The organism is Marinomonas sp. ef1 (assembly GCF_002806845.1).
Taxonomy (GTDB): Bacteria; Pseudomonadota; Gammaproteobacteria; order Pseudomonadales; family Marinomonadaceae; genus Marinomonas; species Marinomonas polaris.
The window spans coordinates 59,659-78,372 of record NZ_NHTT01000002.1; the positions used below are offsets into that span (position 1 = coordinate 59,659).

The 18,714-nt window shown below is 41.7% G+C and carries 13 protein-coding genes; 4 read left to right on the plus strand and 9 right to left on the minus strand.

Features of this window, described 5'->3' with window-relative positions; translation table 11 throughout:
- The first annotated feature begins 420 nt into the window (after positions 1 to 420).
- The gene (locus CCS02_RS02745; protein WP_100635663.1) at positions 421 to 2,004 is read left to right on the plus strand and encodes an L-lactate permease; all 1,584 of its coding nucleotides are present in this window, start codon (positions 421 to 423) and stop codon (positions 2,002 to 2,004) included.
- 101 nt (positions 2,005 to 2,105) lie between these two features.
- Here the strand turns inward: CCS02_RS02745 and CCS02_RS02750 are convergent, their stop codons facing one another.
- From CCS02_RS02750 to CCS02_RS02765, 4 genes are all read right to left on the minus strand, one after another.
- Positions 2,106 to 3,380 carry a dicarboxylate/amino acid:cation symporter gene (locus CCS02_RS02750; protein WP_100635664.1) on the minus strand — a complete coding sequence of 425 codons (1,275 nt, stop codon included), beginning with the start codon at positions 3,378 to 3,380 and terminating at the stop codon, positions 2,106 to 2,108.
- 35 nt (positions 3,381 to 3,415) lie between these two features.
- The gene (locus tag CCS02_RS02755) at positions 3,416 to 4,843 is read right to left on the minus strand and encodes an aspartate ammonia-lyase (RefSeq protein WP_072840895.1); all 1,428 of its coding nucleotides are present in this window, start codon (positions 4,841 to 4,843) and stop codon (positions 3,416 to 3,418) included.
- 266 nt (positions 4,844 to 5,109) lie between these two features.
- The gene (locus CCS02_RS02760) at positions 5,110 to 6,528 is read right to left on the minus strand and encodes a sigma-54-dependent transcriptional regulator (RefSeq protein WP_100635665.1); all 1,419 of its coding nucleotides are present in this window, start codon (positions 6,526 to 6,528) and stop codon (positions 5,110 to 5,112) included.
- Positions 6,529 to 6,573: 45 nt separating this feature from the next.
- Entirely contained in the window at positions 6,574 to 8,244 is a 1,671-nt protein-coding gene (locus CCS02_RS02765) for a transporter substrate-binding domain-containing protein (protein WP_100635667.1), read from the minus strand.
- Between the two features lie 149 nt (positions 8,245 to 8,393).
- Between CCS02_RS02765 and CCS02_RS02770 the strand changes: the two genes are divergently transcribed.
- A complete protein-coding gene (locus tag CCS02_RS02770) occupies positions 8,394 to 8,771 on the plus strand; it encodes a DsrE family protein (RefSeq protein ID WP_100635669.1) in 378 nt (125 codons plus the stop codon).
- Positions 8,772 to 8,869: 98 nt separating this feature from the next.
- On the opposite strand, the gene CCS02_RS02775 is transcribed toward CCS02_RS02770, so the two are convergent.
- The 4 genes from CCS02_RS02775 to CCS02_RS02790 form a co-directional block, all read right to left on the minus strand.
- On the minus strand, positions 8,870 to 10,387 hold the full coding sequence (locus CCS02_RS02775; protein WP_072840898.1) for an alanine/glycine:cation symporter family protein: 1,518 nt from the start codon (positions 10,385 to 10,387) through the stop codon (positions 8,870 to 8,872).
- A gap of 268 nt (positions 10,388 to 10,655) precedes the next feature.
- Positions 10,656 to 12,614: a tripartite tricarboxylate transporter permease gene (locus tag CCS02_RS02780; protein WP_100635671.1), complete on the minus strand. Its 1,959-nt coding sequence runs from the start codon at positions 12,612 to 12,614 to the stop codon at positions 10,656 to 10,658.
- Positions 12,615 to 12,637: 23 nt separating this feature from the next.
- On the minus strand, positions 12,638 to 13,720 hold the full coding sequence (locus CCS02_RS02785; RefSeq protein WP_072840900.1) for a Bug family tripartite tricarboxylate transporter substrate binding protein: 1,083 nt from the start codon (positions 13,718 to 13,720) through the stop codon (positions 12,638 to 12,640).
- Positions 13,721 to 13,781: 61 nt separating this feature from the next.
- Positions 13,782 to 14,843, minus strand: a complete 1,062-nt coding sequence (locus CCS02_RS02790) for a 4-oxalomesaconate tautomerase (RefSeq protein WP_100187769.1) — start codon at positions 14,841 to 14,843, stop codon at positions 13,782 to 13,784.
- Between the two features lie 117 nt (positions 14,844 to 14,960).
- On the opposite strand from CCS02_RS02790, the gene CCS02_RS02795 reads away from it, so the two are divergent.
- Complete coding sequence (locus CCS02_RS02795) at positions 14,961 to 15,857, plus strand: LysR family transcriptional regulator (RefSeq protein ID WP_072840902.1); 897 nt, start codon at positions 14,961 to 14,963, stop codon at positions 15,855 to 15,857.
- 129 nt (positions 15,858 to 15,986) lie between these two features.
- The gene (locus CCS02_RS02800; protein WP_100635673.1) at positions 15,987 to 16,652 is read left to right on the plus strand and encodes a class I SAM-dependent methyltransferase; all 666 of its coding nucleotides are present in this window, start codon (positions 15,987 to 15,989) and stop codon (positions 16,650 to 16,652) included.
- Positions 16,653 to 16,739: 87 nt separating this feature from the next.
- Here the strand turns inward: CCS02_RS02800 and CCS02_RS02805 are convergent, their stop codons facing one another.
- Positions 16,740 to 18,704: an LTA synthase family protein gene (locus tag CCS02_RS02805; protein ID WP_100635674.1), complete on the minus strand. Its 1,965-nt coding sequence runs from the start codon at positions 18,702 to 18,704 to the stop codon at positions 16,740 to 16,742.
- Positions 18,705 to 18,714: the final 10 nt, after the last annotated feature.

Genomic DNA, 18,714 nt, shown 5'->3' on the forward strand with positions numbered 1-18,714 from the left:
AATGTCTTAATTCTTGAAAGCTAAACTGAAACATAGAAATTCTTCGGCTATTCCTAAAGTGATTCGTCAGACAAATTATTCATGTTGTTAAAATTCAACTGTTTATGTGGATTATTTCGTCAGTTTTATAATATCTTTAGATTATAGCTATCATTATTTTAGTACAAAAGAGCGTAATCTATACTTGAAAGAGTATGCTCTAGCTGATGTTTATTACGCGTATTTAGGAGAGGTGGCTAGCTTGATTAACATTATATTAAGTAATGAAAACAATGATGCCGAATTTACATGTTTGTCTTAAGTGTGATTCATATCAATAACAGACTCTTCATAAAGTTTTAAAATAAAAAAGCAAGTTGAATTTTTTACTATAATTTTATAGGCAAGCAAGATAAGCATAACCATTAAGTAAGGAAAAGCATGAATACTATTTTGTCAGCGTTACCAATTGTATTATTGATTTGGGTGATGACAAAGCGTAATCCCGTGCCTTCGCATATTGCTTTGCCTACTGTTGCGGTTCTAGTTGCCTTTATTCAGCTGGTGTTTTTTCAGGCGGATACAGGTCTGTTAAGTGCTAATATAATCGCAGGGGCTTTGTCTGTATTGACACCTATTTCTATTGTCGCTGGTGCTATTTTATTAAATCGTGTGATGTTCTTTTCAGGCGCTGAAGCGGTGCTAAGTCAGTGGTTAAAAAGCATCAGCTCTAACAAAGTGGCTCAATTGATGATTATTGGTTGGGCTTTCGCTTTTATGATCGAAGGGGCATCTGGATTTGGTACTCCAGCAGCGATTGCTGCGCCTATATTGGTTGGTTTGGGGTTTCCTGCTATCCCCGTGGCTATTTTTGCCTTAGCGATGAACACTGTACCTGTGTCTTTTGGCGCGGTGGGAACACCAATCTGGTTTGGTTTGTCAGGGCTGTCGCTATCCGAAATGCAGCTTATGGAAATAGCTAAACAAACAGCGTTACTTAATAGTCTTGCTGCTTTAGTTGTCCCTTTTATCGCTCTGTCTTTTGTAGTGAAATGGCGCGATATTCGTCAAAATGTCTTATTTATTTTACTAAGTATCCTTTCCTGTACAGTTCCTTATGTTGTGTTTGCTCAATGGAATTATGAGTTTCCTTCATTAATAGGCGGTGCTGTTGGCTTGGGATTAAGTGTATTGTTGGCAAAACAGGGTGTTGGGTTAAATAAATCTGCAACTACAGAATTGTCCGATAAGGTCATAGAAGTAAAAACTATCATGAAGGTGTTTTTACCTTTTGCTTTGCTTATTGCCATTTTAGTTGTAACGCGCATTCCTCAATTGGGCGTGAAGGCATTACTTAATGATATGACGCCATGGTTCACTTGGCATGTCGGTGACGCTGGTTTTGAGGTGAGTCAGGCCTTGGTGTTTAGCATTAACAATATTTTGGGCATGGACGTAAATTGGCAATATAAAAGTCTCTATGTTCCAGCTGTGATTCCTTTTCTTATAGTCTCATTAATTTGTATCCCTTTGTTTGGTATGTCACGCGTGCTTGTTGTGAGATCTTTACGAGATACTGGTCGGCGTTTATTTTTGCCTATGTTGTCCCTAATTGGCGCATTGGTGATGGTTAATTTGATGATGCAAGGCGGAAGCCAAGCTCCAATGTTGTTATTAGCTCAAGCATTTTCAGGATTACTGGGCGATAGTTGGGGTTATGCGGCGGCGCTACTTGGGGCGCTCGGATCTTTTTTTTCAGGGTCGGCAACCGTGTCAAACTTAACTTTTGGTGGTATTCAATTAGGTATTGCAGAGAAGGTCGGTTTGCCTGTTAGCCTTGTACTTGCTTTGCAATCTGCTGGTGCAGCCATGGGCAATATGGTGTGCATTAATAATATTATTGCAGTATCAACAATCTTAGGTGTGAGTAATAAAGAAGGGTTTATCATTAAGCGAACTATTATTCCGCTGTTTGCCTACGCGCTGGTGGCGGCATTGTTTTCTATCGTCAGTTTGGCTTTATAAAAAATAGCCAGATGAGATTGATGTCATCTGGCTATTTTTTATGTTGTTACAAAGAAATTATTAAGGTTCAGCTTTGATAAGTATCGGCTACTAAATATCGACTACGCTTTTGCTGAGTCTGATGTTGGTTGGGCTGAATAAATATCTTGGTCCAGTTCATTTTCGCTTTTCGCAACGAGAGTTGAGACCATCAAGTCGCCACAAACGTTTACTGTTGTGCGAGCCATGTCTAGGATTCTGTCTATACCTGCAATGATGGCTAGGCCTTCGATTGGTAAACCAACAGTTGTTAGAACCAAAGACAGCATGATCATACCAGCACCTGGAACACCCGCTGTACCAATGGATGCTAATGTAGACGTAGCGATAATGACAATGTAGTCAGAAAATTCTAGGTCAACACCAAATGCCTGTGCGATAAACAAAGCGCAAACGCCCTGATAAAGCGCTGTACCATCCATGTTTATTGTTGCGCCCAAAGGTAAAACAAAACTAGAGATACCTTTTGATACGCCTAGTTCTTCTCGAGCCGCTTTAATGCTTGCTGGTAATGTACCTGAACTACTTGTGGTGGTGAACGCAACCGCGGCTGGTGTAGCAATACCTTTTAGATAAGGGATTGGGCTAAGGCGTCCTAATAGACTGACCAAGCCACTGTAAAAAATCACGACGTGTATAATGCTACCAAGATAAACCACCGCAACAACTTTAATCAGCGGTAGTAGAATCTCTAGGCCATATTTTCCCGCCACCCAAGCCATTAAACCGAATACGCCGTAAGGTGCCAGTTTCATTACTAGACCGGTTAGCGTGTACATAGCTTCCGCAAGGCTTTCAAATACTGCGATGGCAGGTTTGCCTTTCTCACCAGACAGAGTTAACGCAATTCCTAAACCTAGTGCAAAGACTATGATTTGTAGAATGTTGCCAGCAGCAAGCGCATCAACAGGGTTGGTTGGGATCATGTTTAGCAGCGTTTGCACTAATGTTGGGGCTTCTTTTGTCGCTTGAGAGACCGTAGAAGCGTCCATATTCAAACCGGCGCCAGGGCTAAAGATAGTTCCTAAACCTAGGCCGATAGTAATAGCAACAGCGGTTGTTCCTAAATACAACACTATTGATTTCAATCCCACTCGACCCATTTTTCGAGTGTCTTGCATAGAAGTAACGCCAACTACCAAGGAGCAAAACACCAAGGGAACAATGAGCATTTTAATGGCTTTAATAAATAAGGTGCCAAGCGGTTTCAGTATTTCTGCGTCTGGCCCCATGATAGAACCGGTTATTATACCAAGAACCATACCAATTAAGATTTTTTGCCAAAGTGGCATTTTGCCCCAAAAGGTTGTTTTTTTTGTTGTTTGAGTATCTGTCATCTTAATGCCTTTTTATTTGTTATTTGTCAGGGGGATTAACGCTTAATACGTCGAGCTTGAGGACGAATCATATTGGCCGGTTTAAGCACCTCGTTGATATCGTCTTCGCTCATTAGTTGCTCGTCACGAATTAAGTCTAAAACTCCACGTCCTGTGGCAAGTGCTGTCTTAGCGATACGGCTAGCATTGTCGTAGCCGATATAAGGAACAACGGCAGTAATAACGCCGATGCTTTGGTCAACCAGCTGTTGGCAGTGCTCTTTGTTTGCGGTGATACCGATGACACAGCGCGTTGTTAACATGTCCATGGCTTGTTTCAGCATGCGCATAGATTCCAGTACGTTATAGGCAATAAGTGGCTCCATTGCATTGAGCTGAAGTTGACCTGCTTCTGCGGCCATAGTGATGGCCATATCATTACCGATAACTTGATAAGCTACTTGGCTAACAGCTTCTGGAATAACAGGATTGATTTTGCCCGGCATGATAGAACTGCCAGGTTGTTGTGGTGGAAGGTTTATTTCGTTAAGCCCACAGCGAGGCCCCATGCTTAAAAGGCGTAAATCGTTTGATATTTTCGATAGCTTGATTGCAAGGCGCTTAAGCATGGAAGAGAACAAAACGAACGCGCCCATGTCAGAGCTGGCTTCAACTAAATCGAATGCAGGAATTAGTTGGAAACCGCTGATATTAGATAAGTTTTTTACTGCTATAGCAGCATATTCTGGATCTGTATTGATCCCTGTGCCTATCGCAGTGCCACCAAGGTTCACCTCTTTGAGTAGCTCTGACAGGCCGGCAATACGATCGATGTCTTCTGTCAGCGTCGAAGCAAAAGACTGAAACTCTTGACCTAAAGTCATAGGAACTGCGTCTTGTAATTGGGTTCGTCCCATCTTGATAATGTCGGCAAACTCCACAGACTTAGCTTTAAATGCATCGCGTAATGAGGCGAGGGCCGTTACTAAATCACCGTGTTTGAGCAAAATAGCCAAGCGAACGGCAGTCGGGTAAGCGTCATTGGTAGATTGTGACATGTTGACATGATTGTTCGGGTGAAGGTGTTGGTATTCGCCTTTTTCATAACCGAGTTTTTCAAGTGCAATATTAGCAATGACTTCGTTAGCATTCATGTTGGTTGATGTGCCAGCGCCGCCTTGGATCATATCGACAATAAATTGGTCGTGAAAATGTCCTTGTCTGATTTCTGCGACGGCGTCAATAATAGCGTGATAGCGATCGTCGTCTAAAAGACCTAAGCTTCGGTTTGCGCCAGCACAAGCCGATTTCACCATGCTGATGGCAACAACAAGCTCAGGGAAATGGTGAAGCGGTATGCCGCTGAGATCAAAGTTCAAACAGGCGCGTTGTGTTTGAATGCCATAGTATGCGTTAGCTGGAACATTACTTTCGCCAAGTAGATCGTGTTCGGAGCGAACGGCTTCGGTGGAGATTTGTATCATGATGCTCTCGTTTATTGTTGTTTTACATGGGGTTTTGTAATAGATAAGAGCAACCATTGTGCCAATTGGATGTGTTTCATTTAACTCATTGATTTAATTTATAAATTTATTAAACTCGTTGGGTTTCTTTAAATCTGAAGGGGTATGCCAAGGGAATCGTTAAATTGTCAAAATATGGATTAAAAATGTTTTATATCAATGTCTTAAGTGAATAATAACTGTGGTTATAACTATAACCAAAGTTATATGGGTTGCTTTTGGGAGGCTTAGCTGATTTTTTTATTTAAGCGTTTACTTAGCGCAGGTTGAGACACGCCTATGAGGCGAGATGCGAGGGATTGATTGCCCTGTGCTCGTTTCATCGCTTCTTCTACTAGTAGATCAGTAATTTCTTGCATGGATGGTAATGGTTGTTCGGCTGGAAAGAACACTCGTGCGTTACTGTTTTCTAGATTTGTTTGTAATAGTGAAGGGTTTTCTTTCGTCAACACGTGACGAAATGTCTCCATCGAGAGAACTTTAGATTGATGACGGCTTACGGCATCATAAACGAGTGCTTTTAACTCTCTTATATTGCCCGGCCACTGGTAATTGGCTAATAAAACGGGGAGCTCTTTGGGAATAGTTGGTTTGTTTTTGCCCATTTCTTCTGCTGCTTGTGTTAGGAAAAAGTCTAGCAATAAGGGTAAGTCATTGACCCGACGACGTAAGGGTGGGATCTCAACATGGTGAATTTTCAAGCGATAGTATAGGTCTTTTCGAAAAGCGCCAGATGCTTGTTTATCCGTGAGGTTTTGATGGGTTGCAGCGACTACTCTGGCGCGCAGACGTTTAGGTCGGTCACTGCCTAATGGGTAATATTCACCCTCTTGTAATAGGCGCAATAATTTGACCTGTGATGTAGGGCTTAAATCGCCAATTTCATCCAAAAACAAAGTGCCTCCCGTGGCTTGTTCAATCATGCCTGGGCGAGCGCTATCCGCTCCTGTGAAAGCGCCACGGCGGTGACCAAATAATGTGTCCGAAAAAACGTTGTCGTCTAATCCAGCGACATTGACACTCACCAAAGGCCCGGTGTTGTTACTTAAGTCATGAATGGCTTGAGCAATTTGCTCTTTGCCTACACCACTTTCGCCGGTAATCAGAACTGGCTGTTGGCTAGACGCAATTGATTCAAGGTACTGAAAGACAGCATGCATGCCTTTGTCTTGAGTAATGATACTGGCGAATACATTTGGTTGTTCTAGTGTATTGGTTAGTACATGGCGACGTAGGGCTTGATTTTCGACATGCATTTCTTGCATACGTACAGCACGTTTTATGCCTTCGATTAAGCGGCGTTCTTCGGTTGTTTTGACATAATAATCAAAGGCGCCAAGTCGAATACAGTCTAAAGCGATCTCTAGCTGGTTTAAGCCGCTAATGACAATAACATTAATGTCTGGATACTCTGTTACTATTTTCTGTAGTAGCTTATCACCTGAAATATGAGGCATGGTCATGTCTAGTAGGACGATGCCAATTGGGTGCTCCGCAATCATAGACATGGCGTTACGACTGTCTTGGCAATGGTATAAGTGGCTGAATCCCGCTTTACGTTCTAATGCAATGCTCATGCTGCGTAAGAAGGCTTCTTCGTCATCCACCAGTAAAATACCGAATTGTGGGTAAAGGTTTTTTTGCATACAAGAACTCCTAACAGAGACTTTTACAGGATGTCACGAATCAAGCTAAGCAACTGAAAAGGTCAAAATAGCTTTAGTGCCATGCTTAGGGATAGACTCATAAACCAGACTGCCACCGTGTTCTTGGACGATTTTACTGGATATAGAGAGACCAAGGCCAGTACCACCATCTTCTCGTCGAGTGGTAAAAAAAGGATCGCATAATCGATTTATATTATGCGGCTCTATACCTTTACCTTGATCCCAAACTTCTAAACACAGGTGGTTTTCGTCTTTGAGAAAAGTTCGAATATTAATGGCTTGATTAGATGATTCCAAAGCCTGACACGCATTTACTATAAGGTTAATAATAACTTGCTCAATTTTCTGAGCGCTGCCATAAAAACTCGGCAGCGGACGGGTATATTCTACATTGAATTGATCACAGCTTTGACGAATGGTTTTGTCTACTAGACGAATTGCGACTTCTAGGGTTTCATTAAGATCTATCTGTTCTTTCCAATTATCTGGTGTTTCACGGGCAAAGTCTTTGAGATCGTTAACGATACGACGAATTTTTTGTGTACCTATTAACATATCTTGCAGCATAGAAGGGATCTCATCGCGCATCCTGCTGTATTCGAGCCCAGCAATATAAAAATCGCCATGTTCTTGATAATGGGCTTCGAGGATATCTTCGGCATCATCATAAAATTCTTGTATTACTGGCAGATTTAATAAGAGTAGGCTGCTGGGATTATTTATTTCATGGGCAACCCCTGATACTAAAATGCCTAATGACGCCATTTTATCTGCTTGCATTAGCTGTTTTTGCTGTTGCTTTAACTCGTTGGTACGACGACTTACTTCACGGGTTAGCATGCGGTTCCAGATGACAATACCTCCTAAAATCACCAACAATATTCCAGAAATACTGCCGGTAATTAGTCCGATCTTTTTCCATGGGAAGCCGTCTTGCTCTAATGGGCCTAGCCATTTATCGTAAATTTCCTGCTGGCGGCCAGTATTTTTAAGAATGGCAAGACCTTCGCTAAATTGAGCGAGAAGGTCTCTATTGCCTTTCATTACGGCATAACCATATTGCTTGGCACCAAAAGGGCGGCCAACAGGAATGATGTTAGATAGCGCCAGTTCCTTACCAAGATATAGCCCGGGTAAGTTGGCGACCAGTGCATAATCGTATTTGCCTGACGAAAGTAAACGTAGTGCTGCAGAGTGGGTGTCGACCAGAATCAACTTGGCTTTGATATCGCTATGAAGAAAAAAGTCATGCATGACACCGCCGCGTTGGACAATCAGTTCTTTGCCTGTAAGTTCGTTCAGATCATTTACTTTAGCGGTCCCCTTACGAGCAAAAATAGATTGGTGGACTAACGCATGTGGCGGCGAAAAATTGTAATTGTCGGTTCGCCCTGTTGAATAGGCCATGCCTTGTAAAACATCTAGTTTGCCTTGTTCTAAGCGGCTACGAATATCATCCCAGCTGCCCAGTTGTATATCGACCTCAATCCCCATAACTTCGGCAATGGCGCGAGTTAATTCAGTGTTGTACCCATCCGGTTTACCATTTTCATTAATAAACTCATAAGGTGGGTAATTTAGATCGCCACCCACGTGAATCGGAGCGTCTGCTAGACTGATACTCGCAGTGCATAAGCCGAAAAAAAGTAGGAAAGATTGGTAAATAGATGGCATTGCGTTGATTTTAATAGACATGTCGGTAAATTGTATTTTTTAGAATATGTAAATCATAACATGCTTCGATGATAAGATAGCTGGAGTTTATTTTATTGCTATTTTGTGCGCCGGATTTGTCTTACGCTAGTCATTAATCAAAAGCATGCTAACCGTTTAATGAGGATGTTATGCAATCAGTCAAAGTGGTTTTTCATATTGATGAAGTTGAAAAGTGGTCGTTGCTGCTCGCGAATGTACGAAATCTTGTAAAGGTCGTGGATGTTGCCGCTTCCAAAATTGTTGTGTTGGTTAACTCAAAAGCTGTGACCATATTTGATGGGGAGATTGTTGATGAGCTTTCTTTTGATAGAAAAGCACAACCAAATCATACTGATGCTATCCAAGAGTTAGCCGAGCTGGGTATTGAATTTACAGTGTGCCAAAACTCGATTAATGGATTGAGTATTTCTGTTGAATCTTTGCCAGAGTCTGTAAAAGTTGTTCCGGTTGGCGTGTTGGAACTGATCGAAAAGCAAGCTGATAGTTTTGCTTATATAAAACCTTAGTTACTATCGTATATAAGACGGTAAATGGTACAGAACGAAAAAGGGTCACTTTGAAGTGACCCTTTTTTATATCAATTTTTTACTTAAAAGCTTAATGACTATTTTTTGTCGGCAGCTTTTTCAGCTTGTTGCTTGTCGTAACGTTTTTCCCAGAACTCCGCGCCTTTGATACCAAGTGCTTTAGGGTTAAAGGTGTATTCAGTTACGCCAGATGCTTTTTGGTCTTCGTAATCACGCAATGCTTTCATGGTTGGTTTTGCCATGAAGAAGATAGTGATGATACCAACGATGTTTAACCAAGCCATTAAGCCTACGCCAACGTCACCTAGGTTCCAGATGTAACCTGCAGTATTAACTGTACCGTAAGCTACCATGAACATGATAAGCAGTTTTACGAAGGTTAGTGACACGTTGATGTTCAACGCACGACGTAGGTAAGCTACGTTAGTTTCAGCGATGTAGTAATACGCCAAAATAGTCGTGAATGCGAAGAAGAACAATGCGATGCCCACAAAGACTGGACCTGAACTACCAAATACGCTTGCCAGTGCCATTTGAGTGAAGGCAGGAGACGCAATGATAGTAGAAGGATCAACGTTTTGTACGATGAATTGACCGTCAGGCAAAGAGCCTTGGACGTTGTATTGTTGTGTGATCAAAATCATCAGAGCCGTAGCTGTACAGATGAATAGTGTATCAACGTAAACAGAGAAAGCTTGAACAAGACCTTGTTGTGCAGGGTGTTGAACTTCTGCCGCAGCGGCAGCATGAGGTCCAGTACCTTGACCGGCTTCGTTAGAGTAAACTCCACGTTTTACACCCCAACCAATTGCCGCACCAAAACCTGCTTGTGCAGTAAATGCATCAGAGAAGATTAAGCCGAAAATACCTGGTACTTTATCTAGGTTTAGGAAAACAACGATCAACGCCATCACAATGTAACCAAGCGCCATGAATGGCACGATTATCTGAGTGAAGTTCGCGATACGTTTGATGCCACCAAAGATGATGAATGCCAAGACAACCAAGATAACAGCTAAGGCAACTAATTTAGTTGAACCTACGTCACCGAATGAGCTTGATACAACAACACCTTCGCCGAAGATTTGTACGACAGCGTTGCCAACAGAGTTTGCTTGAATGCCAGGCAAGAAAACACCACAAGCAAGAATAGATGACAAGGCAAATAATATGCCTAACCAACGCCAGCCAAGGCAGCGCTCGAAGTAATAAGCTGGACCACCACGGTATTGACCACCTTCGCTGACTTTATAAAGCTGACCTAAAGTGGATTCCGCATAAGCCGTGCTTGCGCCTAAGAAAGCAACGACCCACATCCAGAAAATCGCACCTGGACCACCAAAACCAATGGCCGCAGCAACACCTGCAATGTTACCTGTACCAACACGACCAGATAGCGATACCGCGAGTGCTTGGAAAGAAGAAATGCCTTTGTCTGAATCGTTAGAATTGAACAAAAGCGAGCACATTTCTTTGAAATGACGAACTTGAGCAAAACGTGTAAGTATTGAATAAAACAAGCCCGCGCCTAAACATAGATAAATTAGGGCAGGGCTCCAAATGACTCCGTTTAAGAAATCAATGAATGCTTGCATAGATAGTCCTCGATAAGATTAGCTCTGAGAGCTTTTTTAGTTGTTGTATGGATACTAGAGTGCGGCGGTTGTGGGAATTGCCGCTGCCATTATGCGGAATGTTACCGTTGGAAATGTAAATTGCGCATGAAAAGTGCACTTAAGTGGGGCGAATTTAACATGAAAAAGAAATGAGATCTATTTGTAAAAGATAGAAGGGGGATATTTCACAAAAAAAATCCCGATGCAAAGATAGTTGCATCGGGATAGGTTCTAGGCGCTGGAGTACCTAGATAAAGGTTTTGATTGCGCTTAATAGATAGGGGTCAAAGAGACCTTCAGGGAAGTCTACATTCATCACTCTACCAATAGTGACTAAAAATATGACCAAGCAAATAGCAATAGTCGTTGATTTTAGATAAGACGCTTTTGCTAAGAACTTCAAGAACAAGAGTGAAAATACAAAGGTTGTTGTAATGAAGCCAAACAAGTAATACCCATAAGCAATGAAAAAGAAGCCAGCTATATATATCAAATTCATGGTGAGATCAGACGGAATTCTTGTGTGTTTTACTCTAATGTATTTACTCACAATCATTACTACTGAAAACAAGATAATTGCTATGGCAATGATGGGAAATGCTTTTGTTAGCATGGATGAGTCCCAAACATTCACGAGAGCATAAATAGCACATACGCTCATAATTGCGATTATCCCCCAATCTGCCAAAGAAACAGTGTCTTTTTTAGTTTCTTGTGGCGTTGGTTCTGCTTTCACATCATTCTTCTGCTGCCTTTTTTTCAAAATAGGAGGTAGTACGAAACCAACAATAATGAGTGCGGCAATAGCAATTACTCCAGGACGTAAAAACCAAGAGTAACCGTAAAATTGGATGCTTTGGAAGAAGTAGTTCTCTGCTCCTGAAGATAATACAAAGCCAATTAAAAATGCCGGTCTAGGCCAATTCGCACCTTTCATCATGACGCCGAGAGCTGCCACGACACCTAATAAAATAAAGTCACCTAAGCTTCGAGTTGCTTGATAGGCAGCAAACAAGATAAGGGTCAAAATAATAGGCGTAAGTACCGAAAATTTAATGTAAGTGAGTAGCGATATTGGACGTGTAAAACAAATACAGAATAATGCGCCCAGAATATTGGCAAGAGCAAGAGACCAAATAATCGTGTATGTCAGGTCAAGGTGAGTCGTTATCATTGATACGCCCGGTTGGATACCAAGCAATAACATACCGCCTAGAAAAACCGCCGCCGCGCCAGAACCAGGTACACCGAATAAAATGGTCGGAATCATGCTTCCTGATGCGCAGGCGTTATTGGCAGATTCAGGAGCGATGACACCACGAATATCACCTTTTCCAAATTGAGACGAGTCTTTACTAGAGTTGATGGCAAAGCTGTATGTCATCCAATCTACAACTGATCCACCTAGGCCTGGAATCGCGCCAATTAAACTCCCAAAGATAGAGGATTTACCAACCAGTGGAAGGTTAGCAAAAACATCTTTGAAGCCCTGCTTTAAGCCGTGACCAAGTTTATTTGGTGAAGAGGCAATTGCGCTATTTTTCACTAATAAGCTGATGATCTCAGGTAAAGCAAAAATCCCCAAACCAACCACAACTAATGGAATCCCGTCATACAGATAGTCGATATCTAGAGTGAAGCGGAACTCTCCTGTTGCTGGAGCTCCGCCAATAGCGCCTACCAAAAGACCAAATCCACAAGCTGCCAAGCCTTTGTAGACATTACCGCCCGAAAGAGCGGCGACAACGCTTAGCCCTAACAGCGTAAGCATAAATAGCTCAGCCGAGGAGAAAGCCAAAACTACAGGTCGTGCGACGAGTATAAATACGCTTAATACAATTGCACCAACAACACCACCTATCATGGATGATAAGAAAGCGGCGGACAATGCGCGAGCCGCTTGCCCTTTTTTCGCTAAAGGAAAGCCATCCATAACCGTAGCTTGTGATGAACTTGAGCCGGGAATGCCCATCAAAACTGAGGTAAATGTATCCCCCGTTGGTATTACCGCAACGAGTCCCATCAGCATACCAAGACCAACGGAAGGTTCCATCCCATATAAAAAAGGTAAAAGTAAAGACATACCGGCGATGCCACCAAGTCCGGGAATAATGCCGACTACTAATCCAACTAAAACACCAGCAATTAGGTAGGTTAGATGGGTAACTGACATTATTTGATCCAGGGCGCTGAGGAACTCAATCATTAATAATCACTCCTAATTTAAAACTACAGCTTGTAATCAAATTTCGTTTTTAGCCAATCGGAAATCCAAGTGTACAACTCAGGAGAAACGGTAATGGCATCGCTAAGATATTGAGCGGCATCAATACCTACAATGTTTTCATAAGGCCCTACTTGTATCTCTGAATCCTTGATAAAGGCAGGATCTTGTAGCATCTGTTTAACAGCTTTTTGATATGTCTGAATAATGTCATTTGGTGTATCCGCAGGTATGAAGATCACCTTTTGAAAGGCAAATCCAGCCGCTAAGAATTTTTTATAAGCCGTATATTCCATACCAGATGGTTGTTTACCAAATTTTTTGAAATAGACCTCTTCAAATGTCGGAAGGTCTGCAAAAGCAGGATCTCTAACGATTTCGCCCTTATTATTTAGAATACCTAATGAAAATAGTGGAACTGCTTTTTTATTATCAACAAGATCAACGACAGAGCTTAAGTATGCAGAAGACGTTTGAAAATCTATTTTTGCTTCACCTCGCTCAAATGCAAGACGGCCAGCACCGCGGCTTTTCATACCAAAAACAGGCTTTATATCAAGCCCTAGCATTTCGAAAGCCAAAAAGACCGGTAACTCCAACCCTGTTGGGCTTTGAGAGCCAAAAGGTAACGTAACACCATTTAATTTAGTAATATCATTCGCTGAGGCTACTCCAAGATCTGGTTGTACGTAGACAACTCCGCCTGTAGGGCTAGCCATCAACGGAATCCATTTATCAAAGTTATAGCGAACACGTTTATCCCCTAACATGAATGGATACAGTGTTGATGCTGAAGTTCCTAGGATATCTTCGCCATTACTTTTTGCGCGTTGAAAAAATAGGTTAGTGCCTGTGATCGAGCCACCACCAGGTTGGTTCTTTATAACCACTGTTGGGTTTCCTGGTAGGCTTTTAGTTAAATGGGGTGCAACAAAGCGAGCCCAAACATCGGTGCCGCCACCGACTCCAAATGGAATCGTCCAGTTAATGGTTGACGGAAGTTCAGTATCTTGTGCTTTTGTTGGTAACGCCAATAGGCAGCCAAAAGTTAAGACAGAAACCCCTAAGAGCTTAGAAAGTTTTTTCATTGAATTCACCTTTCTTGTTTTTATGAATGTTTAATACGTTTATTATTTTTTGTATTGATGGTTAATTAAGATAAACCGTACCTGAAAGTATTTTTCTTGCGGTACGGATTACCGATACACTATTTAACGCTGATAAATTGTCTTCCTTGCGTTGAGCGCTAAGCTCGATCTTTCCTGAAGGGTGTTCAAGGGTGAAATGGGACTCGGAGTCTTTATCACCAATGAGTTTTGAGGCTACGGTTCCTGGAAGGCAACACGCAGTCACAATAGCGATACTTCCCGTAACGGCTAATGATTTATGGCATTTATGTGGGACAAAGTAGCGAGCATTGATGGTTCCATCAAAACGAGCTGGAGAAAGTAAAATAGGCTTAGGTATAACCGAGTTTGAAACATCACCCATTCCCATTAGTTCACCGGCCTGAAGGCGAATAACTTCTAAACGAGTCATAAACTCAATATCGTTATCTAGCTCTGCTGGCGTTTCATAGCCGGTTTTTCCAAGATCACTTGCTTGGATTAAAACAACCGGTGTCGCAGCATCAATACAAGTAACTTCTACCGAATCGATAAGGTTCAGAGTACTACCAGTGGGTAATAACTTACCTGTTTTTGCGCCCTCTACATTCAAAAATGTTAACTGAATTGGGGCGCCAGGCGAGTTCGTACCGCTAATAATAGTATTTCCGGTATATTCTACTTTGCCTTGAGGAGTTTGTACTGTTGAATGAATAATCTTTCCGGTGTTTAGATTGTGAATGCGCACCGTCGTCGTTCCTTCGCTAGCCGGGAATAAGCCAGTTTCTATGGCGTAAGGCGCAACACCAGCAAGCATATTTCCGCAGTTTGGCGCAAAGTCTACAGTTTTCTCTACTATGCCTACTTGTGCAAATAAATAATCAACATCCGCATCTGGGTGAGTTGAAGCGCCAACCATCGCCACTTTGCTTGTTAAGCTATTTCCTCCACCAATGCCATCAAGTTGAAGTTCATGGCCGGATCCCATAATTTTTAACAAAACATCTGCACAGGCATTTCGGTCTTGAGGAAGATCGGAGATCTGTAAATAGGGCCCTCTAGAGGTGCCGCCGCGCATGATGATGCAAGATATGGTTTGTGACATTGTGATAAACCTTTGTTGTTGTAATAGCTTGTAGCTAAAGTCTCACAATCTATATTCGTGCATCAAATGCAAAGATACGTCATAATTGATGTGTAAAACGAATCAATAGGAATGGCAATGCATCAAATAGAATTTAAAGATTTGGTTATCTTCATACGTATTGCGGAGACAGGAAATTTTCATGATGCCGCTGAATTAACCTTTTTATCTCAACCTGCTTTGAGCCGAAGAATGCAGAAATTAGAGGCTATTTTAGGTACTCAATTATTTGAACGAACGACTCGGAAAACTTGGCTAACCTCTGTGGGACGTGAGTTTTTGCCAAAAGCTCGTCGCATGGTAGAGGAATTTGAGCTGTCTGTTTTAGGCATAAAAGACATGGCTTCTCAGCAGAAAGGCAAAGTCACTATTGCCTGTATCCCTACTGCTGCATTTTATTTTTTGCCCAGTGTTATTAATGTTTTTAATGAACGTTATCCGGGGATTCGTATTCAAATTTTAGACGAAAGTGCCAATCATGGTTTGGAGTCGGTTATTCGCGGAGATGCGGATTTTGGTATAAATATGGCCATAGCTCAGCATCCAGAAGTGTCTTTTACGCCGCTTCTCGATGATCCATTTGTAGTTTGTTTGCGCAAAGATCACCCATTATGTGAGTTAGATGAAGTCTCATGGACGGATATGGAGCCGTATAAATTAATCAGTGTTGGACGTGCCAGTGGCAACCGAATTTTGTTGGATAAATCCTTAGCAAGAGATCAAGTGCAGCTGAACAGTTTTTACGAAGTTCAACATCTTTCTACGTCGCTCGGTTTAGTGGAAATGGGGCTAGGTATATCTATTGTTCCCAAATTGGCTATGCCATTAAGTAGCGCATCGGTACTGACTTCTAGGCCGCTCAAAGGCAAAAAAATTGATCGTTCAATTGGACTTGTAAAGCGAAGCTCTACATCGGTTTCTCCCGCGGCGGATCTATTTATTAATATCCTGTTGGAACGCTGGTCGGTTAATTAACTTACGATCAAAGCATGAGGCACTTTAAAAAAGCTAGAGAACTAAACTTAGGGTATTTTAAATAATACAGCTAGTATGGTGTTTCAGTTTAATAGCGTTTGCTATTTCCGTGCATCACCTAGGACTTATATGTCTCATTTTCGCGTCCGTTATCAAACTCTTGAGTTTGATAAGACCGATATCCATGTGCGAACACTGCGTGATAATCAAGAGTTTTCAGATGATGATAATATTGCGTTAAATCTTGGTATCTCATCTGCGGCATGGCCTTTGTTTGGTGTGATTTGGCCATCTGGTGAAGTGCTTGCACACCTGATGTTTGAGTATAAAATCGATGGTTTAAAAATACTAGAAGTTGGCTGTGGTATTGGGCTTGCAAGCCTTGTATTGAATCATAGATTGGCCAATATTACGGCAACGGATTATCACCCTGAAGCAGGCAATTTCCTTAAGCAAAATACGCTTTTGAATGGCGATCAGCCTATACCTTTTATCAGGGCGAGCTGGCAAGACGCTAGCACAGATTTAGGCAAATACGACTGTATTATCGGTAGTGATATTCTGTATGAACGTTTTCATGTTGATCTATTATCCGCTTTTATTGAAAAACACGCTGCGGCAAATTGTTTGGTTTTGCTGGTGGATCCGGGTCGGGGTCACCATGCTCCTTTCAGTAAAAAAATGGTTCTTTTGGGATATTCTCATCATCAACGAAAACCAGATGCTACAAATTACCTATCTTCGCCTTTTAAAGGGCAAATTTTGACGTATCAGAAGGGTATTGCAGGGATTTAAAGTCGCTTGCTTTGAGGTCTTCTCCTTTGAGGCATTCTCTAAATATAAAAAAGCCGAGTTTTCGCTCGGCATTTTTATAACCATGACTTATTTGCTTCTGCGCATGTCATATCTTTTTTCGTTGTAAAGCCAAGTACCTAGCAGTGGATGTGCAATAGCTTGGTTTATTAAATCCTCACTAACATCATCACTTGGTGTTAATGTTAAGTCTTTATAGGAAAAGGTTTTTGGCGATTTTTTCGGCTGTAGAATAACGACTTTGTTACCTTTCAAGAAGGCTTGGTTTTCATTGAATTGCATAATCGCCCGTCCCACATAATTATCACCGACTTTTGTTAAGTCTTGTCCAATCATTGGGTGTTCTGAATCTACGCCAATTAATGACAAAAGTGTTGGTGCCAAGTCTATTTGGCTGACCAATCGGCTATCACTTTTAGGTTTTATTCCATCGCCTATGATTAAAGCTGGTATGTGAAAGCTTGGAATTGGCACTAAATCTGACCGGGTTGTACGTGCGTCATGATCGGCAACCACTAAGAATACCGTATCTTTCCAATAGTCTTCTTGTTTCGCCAGTTTAAAAAAGTGACCTATTGAGTGGTCTGAGTATTTGACCGCATTCTCACGAGTCGCTTTGGGCGTATTGTAAAGCTCAATTTTGTTGTCAGGGAATTCAAATGGGTCGTGGTTTGATGAGCTAAAGACCAAGCTGAAAAAAGGTTTCCCTGTCTTTGATTTTACTACAAAGTCTTGATTGGCTTTAGTGAAAAGGTCTTCATCACTTACACCCCAAGAGCCAACAAACTCAGGATTCACAAAATCTTTTTCTTCGATGATGGAGTTGAAGCCGTTACCTAAGAAGAAGGTTTTCATGTTGTCAAAATGAGCGCCACCACCATAGATGAAGTTGGTGTCATAACCTTGTTTACCGAGCAGTTTGGCAATAGTGAAAAAATTGGTTTGTGAATTAGGGAGTTTTACCGTGCTACGCGCTGGAGTAGGAACAAAGCCTGTTATAACTGCTTCAATACCTCGTACCGAACGAGTTCCAGTCGCGTATAAATTGTTGAATGACCATGCTTCAGGCACCAATTTATCGTATTCAGGCGTTAAAGGAAGCCCGCCTAAACTGCCAACAAACTGCGCTCCCAAGCTTTCCTCAAGAATGATAACAAGATTTTTCGGGCGATCAAAACGCTGAGTAGCTTGTTGCATGTGTAGGGTAGGAAGGTCTTCAGATGTGAACTGATCTTTATCTAGCCCCATTGCTTTATGGATCTCTGCAATGACCCTGTCCTGGCTCATTTCTGGGTACAGTTCAAATGAGCTAACTTCATCGGCCATTTGGCTTACGGCGTACATAAGAGAATAAGTCGAGTTAAGGGTTAGGCTATTTACTAGTGGATCGTTAGTAAATGCCGTATAGCTTGGGTTGATTGGTCTGTGCTGCAAGCTTGAACGAGCGCCAAGAAATGCAAGACAGAAAATGATAACGACTAATACTGGACGTTCGAACCATTTAGGCTGTGGAACTTTGACTATGCTTTGTTTACGAAAAAATTGATACGCCAAAATGACAGTGATAGTGGATATTAATGACGTCAAAAGCAAAGTGAGCTTATGGCCTTCGATAAGCATAGAAAATACTTCTTTCGGATAGAGTAAGTATTCTACAAAAAGTCGATTTGGTCTTAAGCTGTATTCTTCAATAAAAGGAGGTGTAGAGGCTTCCATAAAAATCAGCAAAACAAAGGTGCATGTTAGCCAGATTCGAGTGAGGAGATCCCAAATACGATTGATATAGGGAATGCCTGAAATAAGTAAACTGATGACTGCAGGTATGCCGATTATGTATGAGATGGAAGCGATATCAATGCGTAAGCCGAAACCAAGCAATGTGATCCAATCGGCAGCACTGTCGATTCGATCATATTTCCAGATCATTAATAACAAACGACTAAGTGATAAGCAGAGTAGGGTGAGAGCTAAAAAACATAAATACGGTTTGAGAGGAGATAGAACACGTAACCATGAGTTTTTATTTTTTGGCATATCTTATCTC